The sequence below is a fragment of the Cellulophaga sp. BC115SP genome, from assembly GCF_009905545.1.
In the GTDB taxonomy this organism is placed as follows: Bacteria; Bacteroidota; Bacteroidia; order Cytophagales; family Spirosomataceae; genus Flectobacillus; species Flectobacillus rivi.
In genome coordinates, this window is the sequence record NZ_JAAALB010000082.1 from 1 (window position 1) to 10,473 (window position 10,473).

The following is a 10,473-nucleotide window of genomic DNA, read 5'->3' on the forward strand; positions in this document are numbered from 1 at the left end:
ATAAACTCGCTTCGCTCAAACAGTATAAATTCATTGCTTACGCCAGCAATTTTACAAAAGTTTAAACAGCTTCATCAAAACGGCGGTCGAAAATTATTTTTCGACCGCCGTTTTAATATTATACTCTTAAAAATAATCACTCAAACTCAATTCACTCAATGAATGAGATAAAATGCAGTTTTTTACTTAAAATCCCAAATCTTACAATACCCTAAAATGATATTCCTGTATCAATGCTGGTGTTTCTGGTGAAAGTGTCAAACTAATTTCGCATTTGCCTTTTTCTCCTTCAACTACGAAATTACCTCTCAATTTGTTTTGAGGTTTAATAGGATGAATTTTCACCACTTTACCTACTTTCTCTTGGAAATTCTTGGTGTCCTTTCCTAAAATTGACATCGGGTAATCATCAAAAAAGTTCACCGCAAATATTTTCATACCCTTAGCATTTTCCCAATTCTGAACGGCATCTACTAATTGTACATATCGCTCTTCCAATACTTTGGCTGGTTTAATAGGGTAGCGTTCAAGTTTGGTGGTAGCCAAAAGAGTATCCAAAATTTGAATATTGATATAGCTCATCGGCGAATAGGTATTATTGGCAAAAGAAATCACACCTAAGCCATAATCTTGTAAGATATACCAATGGCTCCCAAAGCCTGGTAAACCACCACTATGTCCGACCATACGACGACCTTCGCAATCCACAGAAGTACGTAAGCCGTATCCATAAGCACTTACCATCGCACATTTTTTACCTGATTGGTATTGGTAGTTGGCATTGAGATTATTGAATTGCCAAGGCTTTTGCATCTCACGTACCGAACTCCTTTTGATTGGACCAGAATCTGGAGCATCACTCGTTGGCCAAGCTGCTTGATGAAATGCAACATATTTGCCATAGTCTTCCATCGTCGTAATGAGTCCTCCCATCGCGCCATATACGCCATCGTGCTCCAAAGGCTGAGGAATCCACTTGCCATCCAACCATCGGTAACCTAAGGCTAGTTCTTTTGGTGGAACTTTCGTGTACTCCCAATAGGTGTGATTCATCCCTAATGGCTTTAAAATCTGTTGATTGATGTATTCCTGATACGCCGTTCCAGATACTTTTTTGATGATAGCGCCCAATAACGCAAAGCCCAAATTACTGTATTCATATTCCGTATCTACAGCAGTGGAGAAGCTTATGCCTTTTTTCAAGAAATCGGTAAATTCTTTTTCTGAAATACCTAATTGTCTATCACCCCAAGGATTATCCTCAGGAAAACCAGCCGAATGCGTAAGTAAATTTCTGACCGTAATCGTAGGTGAATCTTTGGTAGCATATTTCTGATTTCTCATTTCAGGTACATATTTCCAAACTGGATCGTCCATTTGGAGTTTTCCTTCATCTCGGAGTTTGACGATTGCCATTGCGGTCAAACTTTTGGTCATACTCGCAATTCTAAAAGCAGATTGGGGTGTGGCAGGAATGTTTTGTTCAAGATTTGCCATGCCAACTCCTTTAGCGTGTATTAGTTTTCCATCCAAAACAATTCCATAACTCATGCCAGGGAAATGATTTTTCTCGGAATATTCCTTAAATAATTGATCGACTAAAGGCAGGGCTTGAGAAACTTGTTGTTTTCTTTCTTCAAAAGATTGTGCTTGAGTTTGGAAAAATAATCCCAGACCAAAGGCTATTCCTACAATTCGTTGATGAGGTAAGTTGCGCATATTTTAGTATTGAGTTTTTCTCTAAAATAGCTTTTTAGACGCTGAAAAACAAATCTATTTCGCCCAGTCAAAAACAAAGCCCTTCTCGGAGGAGAAGGGCTTGTCAACTGAATTATATAGCAAAAAGTGGAAAATTCTGTTCGATTTAGGATTTCGGATATTGGATTTCGGAAGCATAGGCTAGTTTTCGAATCTTTTTGACAAAGAACGAAATCCCCAATCCTACATCCGCAATACTTTCTGATTCTTAGTAAAGTATTTGAACGGGTCCCAACAAACCAGAAGGTTCTGCTTCCCACGTTGATGGTTCTAAGGCTTTGTATTGAATATCTACGATGTTGATATCCTTGAATTTCTTCCAATTATGAGATTGTTTGTCGATATATCTCATTCTGTTGGCTGAAAGGTTTTTTACCTCAATTTCTAAATGATTTTTTTCTTTTAACAACTTGGCAGGAATAGCTACTTGGAAAGGTAAGCTCCAGAGTGTTCCTAAATTTTGACCGTTTAAGGTTACTTTTGCCGATTCACGAACATTGCCAAGATTTAAGTAAATTACATTTTCTTTTACAGATTTCCAGTCAAAGTCTATCGAATATTTGGCCGTTCCTGTAAAATATTGATTAGTAGAATCTCCAACGCTCGTCCAAGAGCCTATGCTCGTAGTTTGGTAAGATTTAGGTAAAAATGGTTGTCCTTCCAAAAAATCAACTTTCCATGTGCCATTGATTTCAACTTTGTGGGTCGGTTGAGCAGTCGTATTTTGGGCAATTGCCTGAGCTGGCTTTTTGTCAAAAAACTGTATGAAACGACTTTCTCCTGCTAAAAGGGCTAATTTGATTTCTGTGTAAGCTCCTTTTGTACTAAAAGGGATATACTGTTTGGTTTGATGAAGTGGGTCATAGATTTCCACAGCTTCCCCTTTGGCGCCTAATAAAACTTTCCCTTCTTGAAATTGTTGGGAGAAATTACTGATAAAGTATAAAGTACCTTTGGCGTTTTGTTTTTTGATAAAAGATATTCCTTTGCTTGCCATTTCCTCCGAGGTTATTCCAAGTTTTGCTAAGGCATTCGGAAGCACTGAAATTTCCGTAGCTTTTAGATTTTTATTGAAATTAGCTAAAAACGCTTCATTCGATTCCCAATTCTTAAAGCCAGCAGTATTGGCAGGCAATTGGTCTACAAACAAAATTGGAGCACCTTGTTTTTGAAGTGCTTGTAAGGCTTTGAGGGTTTCTGTTGGTAAATACTGTGTTTTAGGAATTACGATCGTTTTGTACGTCAAACCTCCATGACTTTGTAGTTTCCCATTTACATATTTTAATTGAGTCAATTGTAAATCAGATACATAGTCGAAGTTGAAGCCTTTTGATTGTAAAAGCTTCGCAACTTGCCCAAACGAATTGTTGAATAAAAGTTCCTGAGCATTGGCATGCACCGATAACAAATGTACGTGATCTTTTCCGCCAGCATGGTGCCAAATATCATGGATAGGGAAGTAGAGCAACACATCATTTTGTGCCTTAGACTCTTGCAAACTTGCCTGACAACGAGCGATGTACTCATTCAAAAAGTGTAGTTCATTCCAGAAATGACTTTGTTGGTTAAAATTAGTAGAAGCATAAAATAACCAACCTGGATACGCTTCCTGGGGAGGTGAATAAGGCACACCATGGTAAAAAATATGGTTGATTCCCGAAGTCAAAGATTCATCGATGATAGGTTTGACTTGAGAAAGTGATACCTTGAAATGGTCGGCTAGCCAAGTCGCAGTTTCTGAGCCAACAAATTTTTTGTTTTCAGTGTTAGCGGCTGAACTCGCAAATTTGATTACCAAAGGATCTGGTACCCCATATCTAGCTTCCTCAAATTTGGGGTCTCTTCTAAAATAAGGAATGTCAAAATATTTTGTCCCAAAATACTCCGTTTCTGGCACATCCGAGAGAGCATATAAGTCGAGCATATTCCCAGGCGAGCCATGAGCTTCGTTTCGGGAGATTTTACCCATTTTTTTAACTCCGTCTGCCCAAGTTTTGGTAAATGCCTCTCTGCACAAATCAGCAATGGTAGCATTGTAATCACCAAAGATTCTTTTTTCAAGAAGGTCTTTAGTTTCTGTTTTTGCCAAAACATTTAAGTAGGGTGTTAAATCATACCCACGTCGTTTTTGAAATTCTTCTAAAAAATTGTCTGTCCAGTTGGCTCCATATACCTCATACGAATCATTGTATAGCGCACGTACTCCATATTCAGATGATTGGAATAAGGTTTGAAATGGCTTCATGTAATGATCTAATGCCTCCTTGCTGAAGTGGTCAAGAACAAATCCTTCACCTCCTGGCGCAGCACGTTTGACTTTTTGTTTGGTCGGTAATACTTTGACACTAGTTTTTCCATTTTCCGAAATAACTTCAAAGGTTTTAGCAGCATCTTTTTCACTTACCTGTTTTCCGCCAAACGGCCAACCTGTGCCCATCGTCATATCTATTCCCAAGCCTAGGTTTTTAGCTTCTTTTACCGTGAAAGCCAACATTTGATTCCATTTTGGACTCAAAAAATCGATGTTGTTGGCATCATTGCCTTTTACACCATATATCGGTATGATATGCACCCCCCCAAAACCAGCTTGCGCATAATCTTGTAAGTTTTTGCGAATACCAGCTTCGTCTACTGCACTACCCATCCACCACCAATATGCCCAAGGCTTGTGTGTATCATATTTTTGTGCATTTGTTGTGAACATTCCAACCAGAAAAAAAGTTATCAGCAAGCATACCTCTTTAAAGTTGCCGAATCTTTGATTTCCTGATTTTGCAAAGAATATAATTTTCATTTTTGATATGATTATTTTGATTTTTTCAAGATACATAGATAGAAAATAAAAAAAACATCTGCATCCTGTAGCATACTGGAAGTAGGTTTTAAAATATGCCATTTGACAACTTCTCAAATTATGTCTTCAATGATTGTCTGATAAGGAAATACTTAGGTTGTTGGGCAAAATTAAATTCATTTTACCAGCTTTAAACTCTAGGATTTATGCTGTAAGGTAAAATTTAAATAGTATTTCTGATGAAATAAGGGTTTTTCTTTGCCTAACGCTTTCGGCTTACAGCCTAGCACATAATAATGCAATTTATTTTGCATTATAACTAAAGACCGATTACATATTTAGCGGAATATTTACGCTAGAAATTTTATTTATAAAATTGTTTTTTCTACTTTTATTGTACATATTTAGCACACAAAGAAAAAATATAGCTATTGCCATTGCAAATTACCCATAAAACTTACAAATATATCCTTAAGATTATCCTATGTTTGATGACTCAACTGTAAATGTAGGCATCCTCAAAGAGCGTGCTTACAACTTACGCTGGGCGACAGTTCCTGAAGGCGTGATACCGTTAACCGCAGCGGATCCTGACTTCCCGAGTGCACCACAAATAGCAGAAGCCCTAACCAAATTTATTAAAGACCGCTATTTATGCTATGGTCCACCCGAAGGACTTCCTCAGTTTAAAGAAAGTGTAGCCCAATTTTTTCACAACAAACGAAACGTTCCAGCCAAACCTGAATTTACATTTCCCGTAGACAGCGCAGCTTTTGGAATTTATGTCATTTGTAAAGCCTTTCTTGAAAAAGGAGATGAGGCGATTATTTTTAACCCTGTTGATTTTCTGTTTAAATACTCTATTGAAACTGTTGGTGCCGTTGCCGTTCCTTATGGTATTCCTCCAGGTCAAGAGTTTGTAGATTTTTGGGAATTAGAGACCTTGATTACTCCCAAAACAAAAATGATTTGCCTTTGTAATCCCTTGAATCCAACAGGAAAAGTATTTACGCCTGCTGAATTGAAGATTCTAGGAGAGATTGCAATCAAACATAATCTTATTATTTTATCAGATGAAATCTGGAGTGATATTGTTTACCAACCATACACTTATACCAGTATTGCTAGTCTCGATGAAAGTATCCGACAACGAACCATTATTGTTACAGGATACAGCAAATCGTATGGATTAGCAGGACTTCGTATTGGTTCAGTCGTTGCGTTCAATCAAACCCACGCAGATTTAATTTTTAAAGCATCCTTACATCAATCGACTGTTCACGGAGCAAATGTTTTAGGGCAGATTGCTGCAACCACTGCCTTAAATGAATGTGGACCATGGCTAGAAGACTTTATTCAACATCTCCAACAGATGCGTGATTTGTGTGTATCTGAACTCAATGCAAGTAAAGGCGTATCGTGCATAGCACCTCAAGGTTGCTATGTTGCATTTGCAGATATCACAGGTACAGGAAAAACCAGTGCCGAAATACAAACGTATCTGCTTGAAACAGCCAAAGTAGCAGTAGTGCCAGGCTTACCACAATGGTTTGGAACAGGTGCCGATGGTTATATAAGGCTAAGCTTTGCCACATCACAAGAAATTCTTTCTAACGCTCTTAATCATATAAAAACCGCACTTAATTACTTATGAAAGTTGTAATAATTGGTGGGGGAGTGGCAGGGTTGTCACTTGGCCTGTTGTTAAATAAACAAAATATTGAAGTAGTCATCAATGAAAAAATGACTGAATTTCATACCAGAGGTCATGCTTTTCTCATGCATTTAGATGGATGGTCTATTCTTGAGGAATTAAGTGAGGGCAAAAATATTCCGCTGCCAGGTATCGAAATCGGTGAGTTTAATTTCAATAAAAGTAATGGAGAACCTGTAAAACGACAAAAGTTAAATCTTTGGCGTTGCATTAGAAGAAAAGATCTAATTGCATTTTTGAATCAACTAGTTCCCGAAGGACTCATCAAGACAGGACGTATTTTTTCTCATTTTATTTATGAAAATGGAAAAGCTGTTGCTGCTCAATTCAGTAATGGAGAAGTCGAATATGGTGATATTTTTATAGGAGCAGATGGAAGTAATTCTGCTGTTCGTGAAGCCATTTTGGGTCCTGTCGAATTTACAAAAGTAGAAGTAAAAGAAGTCGTGGGCTTATGCAAAAATGAAGCTTTGGCGTCAAGATTGCCCAACGTATTTACCAAATTTCAGAGCGATACCAGAGGAATTAGCTTTGGTATGATACCCGTATCAGCTTCTGATTTTGTGTGGTTTATGCAATATAACTCAATTGAGGCAGATTGTTGTGATAAGTCTACGCCTGAGCAACTAAAGGCATTTTGTGATTTCCAATTAAGCGATTTTCCACCAATTGTCAATGAATTACTAACTACCAATGATTACTCAACGAGCTATATTTGGAATACAAGAGATTTTGGACTTCTACCAAAATTCCATGAAGGCAATGTAGTATTGATTGGCGACGCTGGTCATTTGGCATTACCATTTACTAGTGCGGGAACAACTAATGCTATTCTCGATGCAAAAGCATTAACTGAGGTGTTGTTAAAAATTGGAAATTCAGAATTAGCTTTTGAGCAATATTATGCCTCTCGCAAAGATGAGATTTCCAAACATATCTATTTGGGAAGAGAGTTAAAAGAGCTCTTTATGCACCCTGAAAAAATAGATGGAGATAAAATGGTTGTACCACTGATTTCTAAAAAAGAGTCAGATGATAAAGGAGACAAACCTTTAAAAGTACAATATTTTACTGATCCCATTTGCTCGACTTGTTGGGTAGTTCAACCGATGTTACGTAGATTGAAATTGGAGTATGGCGAATATTTTGATATCGACTATCGTATGGGAGGACTTTTACCTTCATGGACAGATTATCAACGTGGACCAATTACCCAGCCATCTGATGTTGCATCGCACTGGGAAGAAGTTTGTATGATTCATGGAATACCTTTGGACGGAGATATTTGGCTGGAAGACCCTCTTCCTTCTTCCTATCCACCTTCAATTGCTTTCAAGGCAGCGCAAATGCAAGATGGCGACTTGGCTATTTTGTTTTTAAGAAGAATCAAAGAGATGCTATTTTTAGAAAAAAAGAATATTGTAGATCTTAATTATTTGGAAAACGCAGCTTTTGAAGTTGGACTAGATTCAGCCAAATTTATCAAAGATTACGAAACAAAGGCACAAGAAGCATTTCGAAATGATTTGATTTTGGCTCAAAATATGGAAGTGGGAGTGTTTCCAACGCTAATTTTTACCAATCAAGACAATAAAACGATTATCGCAAAAGGGTATCAGGAATATGAATATTTCGAAGACATTATTCATCAATTGATTCCAAATGCGCAAAAAAGGAGTTTGAATACAGATCCTGTTTTCTTGTTCAGTTGTTTTTCGACAATGACCAACAAAGAATTTTCATTTCTCAGTGATAAATCTGTGGAAGACACCGAAAAAACTTTGGACGATCTTTATGAGAGAGGATATATCGACAAATTCGAGAGTAAAAATGGCATAATTTGGAAAAGTAAATTGGCGGATTATTAACCGACGATTTTAGTATAAAAAGATGCCTCAATGTTCCCAACATTGAGGCATCTTTTTATACTAAAACAAATTTTCTACAACTTATACTTCTCCTTCAAATAGCCCAACGCCATGCCATACGCCTCTTTACTAGCAGCTTCGTCATATTTTGGGTTACTTGGGTTTGAAAAACCATGAACAGCATTGAAAATCTTGTAAGTCAATTTTTTGTTTGCGGTTTTCATATTGGCTGCAAAATCTTCGATGACTTGCTGTGAGATATATTGTTCTGTGGCAAATAAGCCTAACACATCACTGTTGAGAGTCTTCAATTTTTCAACATCTTTTACTGGCATTCCGTAATACATTACTGAACCAATGGTTTGTTTTCCACCTAACAAGGCAGATTTTAATGACCAACTTCCGCCAAAACACCAGCCTACATTTGCAATTTGTGCTTTTGGTCCAGCCAAAGTAATTGCCCCTTTTACAATGTTTTCTAGTCTTGTTTCGACAACGCTTTGCATCAATTTTCCTGCCTCTTGTGGATTAGTTGTTGATTTCCCGTCATACATATCCAAGGCTATAACATTGACATTTCCTCCAAGGTCGTTATAAAAAACATCTGCTTGATGTTTAATATGGTCGTTGAGTCCCCACCATTCTTGATAAACAAATAGCCATTTGTCAGATTTCTTTTTGGCTTTGACGATATATGCACTGGCCGTGCTACCATCGGCTGTTGGGTAAGTAATAGATTCACCTGCTGCTACAAATTTGATTGCTATTGGAGCTGGGTGCAATGCAATAAAATTTGGGTCATTCGCAAATTGTGCCATATCGCCTGATACTGGTGCATGACAAACTGTAATTTGATTTTCAGGTTGTTCGATGGGTTTTGAAGCAAAATACCCCATTATGCTAACAACAAGGAGATTGAGAGATAGCCAAAGTTTGTTCATTTTCTACGATGAGTTTTGGATGAATGATTAAATTTGGACGATGTTTCAAAAATGCACATTCGTCAATTCTTCTTTAATAATAAAAATTTGGCTACAATTGTTCTAAGTCTTGTTGAAATATTCGACCAAAAGGCGATATGGTTAGATGAGTATAAGCCTAACATCCCGACCACAAAACGACAAGCTTTCCGACTGACAGAGAAAAATCTTAAAAAATGTATTTGTGAGAAAATAAAATTGCTTTATTTTTGTCAAAAAATGACAAGTCAAATGAAAGAAACATTTGGGGAATATATAAAACGACTTAGGACAGAAAACGAATTGACACTAACTCAACTCGCTGCCAAACTTGATTTGGACTCCGCAAACCTTAGTAAAATTGAAAATAACAAAAGAGAGTTTGACGAAAAGCGACTTGAACTCTTGGCTAGTGTTTTCAATCTTGGCATAGCACAATTGAGAAAGGAGTTTTTTAGCGACATCATCGCAAAGAAAATTTACGAAAATAATTGTGATAGCGAAACGCTGATCTTAGCAGAACAAAAAGTTGAATATTTAAAATCAAAAAAAAATACAACAATATGAACATAGTATCTTTTTTCGCAGGTGCAGGTGGACTAGACCTTGGTTTCCAAAAAGCAGGATTTAATGTTATTTGGGCAAATGAATACGATAAGGAAATCTGGGAAACATACGAGAAAAACCATCCACACACAATTCTTGACAGAAGAAGTCTGGTAAATATCCATGCTAAAGATGTTCCAGAATGTGATGGAATTATTGGAGGACCACCTTGTCAAAGTTGGAGCGAAGCAGGTGCAATGAAAGGAATTGAAGATAAAAGAGGACAACTTTTTTAAGATTTCATTAGAATTTTAGAAGCAAAACAACCTAAATTTTTTCTTGCTGAAAATGTTAGTGGAATGCTTTTAGACAGACATTCAGAAGCATTAGAAAACATAAAAGAAATGTTCAAAAATGCAGGAGACAGATATAAATTTTCATATGAATAGTTAATGCCTGCGATTGATACCTAAAAAACTTTTAATTGTTTTAGGTATTCTGAAGGGTTTAGCTTTTAAACATCAAGTTCAGAACCCCAACTTTTTTAAACTAACTCTAAAAAGAACTATTTATAAATTAAGTCATAATGATTACATATCCTACAAAAGAAGATTACTCAAATACTTTATTTCATTGTGAAGAAATAAAAGAGAAACTTGAAGCACTAAGGGTTTTATTGAACACTACTGTTAATCAAGGATTGTACAATACTTATATCAATCATTCAAACGATTTGATTAATTGGATAGAGGAAATTGTACTCTACCCTACTAAAAAATGGGACAAATTAGGTAAAAAGAAAGGGAAGCAAGAGTTTTGTAGTTACCAAGCTCC

The 10,473-nt window shown here is 36.8% G+C and carries 7 protein-coding genes and 1 pseudogene; 5 read left to right on the forward strand and 3 right to left on the reverse strand.

Translation table 11 applies throughout. The features are described 5' to 3' along the window. Positions 1–201: 201 nt before the first annotated feature. Both GVN22_RS26045 and GVN22_RS26050 read right to left on the reverse strand, forming a co-directional pair. Positions 202–1,719: a serine hydrolase gene (locus GVN22_RS26045; protein ID WP_166553942.1), complete on the reverse strand. Its 1,518-nt coding sequence runs from the start codon at positions 1,717–1,719 to the stop codon at positions 202–204. 247 nt (positions 1,720–1,966) lie between these two features. Next, on the reverse strand, positions 1,967–4,552 hold the full coding sequence (locus GVN22_RS26050) for a glycosyl hydrolase (RefSeq protein WP_166553943.1): 2,586 nt from the start codon (positions 4,550–4,552) through the stop codon (positions 1,967–1,969). Positions 4,553–5,036: 484 nt separating this feature from the next. Between GVN22_RS26050 and GVN22_RS26055 the strand changes: the two genes are divergently transcribed. Then, a complete protein-coding gene (locus GVN22_RS26055) occupies positions 5,037–6,206 on the forward strand; it encodes a pyridoxal phosphate-dependent aminotransferase (RefSeq protein ID WP_166553944.1) in 1,170 nt (389 codons plus the stop codon). Next, the gene (locus tag GVN22_RS26060) at positions 6,203–8,134 is read left to right on the forward strand and encodes a DsbA family protein (protein ID WP_166553945.1); all 1,932 of its coding nucleotides are present in this window, start codon (positions 6,203–6,205) and stop codon (positions 8,132–8,134) included. The genes GVN22_RS26055 and GVN22_RS26060 overlap by 4 nt, the downstream gene beginning before the upstream one ends. Before the next feature lie 74 nt (positions 8,135–8,208). Here the strand turns inward: GVN22_RS26060 and GVN22_RS26065 are convergent, their stop codons facing one another. Beyond that, positions 8,209–9,075 (reverse strand): dienelactone hydrolase family protein, encoded by an 867-nt coding sequence (locus GVN22_RS26065; protein WP_166553946.1) that lies wholly within the window; start codon positions 9,073–9,075, stop codon positions 8,209–8,211. A 51-nt stretch (positions 9,076–9,126) separates the two neighbouring features. Between GVN22_RS26065 and GVN22_RS26070 the strand changes: the two genes are divergently transcribed. From GVN22_RS26070 to GVN22_RS27785, 3 genes and pseudogenes are all read left to right on the forward strand, one after another. After that, on the forward strand, positions 9,127–9,660 hold the full coding sequence (locus GVN22_RS26070) for a helix-turn-helix domain-containing protein (protein ID WP_166553947.1): 534 nt from the start codon (positions 9,127–9,129) through the stop codon (positions 9,658–9,660). Then, a pseudogene (locus GVN22_RS26075) lies at positions 9,657–10,088 on the forward strand (DNA cytosine methyltransferase). Before GVN22_RS26070 ends, GVN22_RS26075 begins: the two are co-directional and overlap by 4 nt. Positions 10,089–10,225: 137 nt before the next feature. Beyond that, on the forward strand, positions 10,226–10,473 hold a 248-nt coding region (locus GVN22_RS27785; RefSeq protein ID WP_205691046.1), incomplete at its 3' end, for a hypothetical protein.

Excerpts from the sequence above, each read along its gene's own strand:
- GVN22_RS26045 (WP_166553942.1), bottom strand. The coding sequence starts at position 1,719 with ATGCGCAACTTACCTCATCAACGAATTGTAGGAATAGCCTTTGGTCTG.
- GVN22_RS26050 (WP_166553943.1), bottom strand. The coding sequence starts at position 4,552 with ATGAAAATTATATTCTTTGCAAAATCAGGAAATCAAAGATTCGGCAAC.
- GVN22_RS26055 (WP_166553944.1), top strand. The coding sequence starts at position 5,037 with ATGTTTGATGACTCAACTGTAAATGTAGGCATCCTCAAAGAGCGTGCT.
- GVN22_RS26060 (WP_166553945.1), top strand. The coding sequence starts at position 6,203 with ATGAAAGTTGTAATAATTGGTGGGGGAGTGGCAGGGTTGTCACTTGGC.
- GVN22_RS26065 (WP_166553946.1), bottom strand. The coding sequence starts at position 9,075 with ATGAACAAACTTTGGCTATCTCTCAATCTCCTTGTTGTTAGCATAATG.
- GVN22_RS26070 (WP_166553947.1), top strand. The coding sequence starts at position 9,127 with ATGCACATTCGTCAATTCTTCTTTAATAATAAAAATTTGGCTACAATT.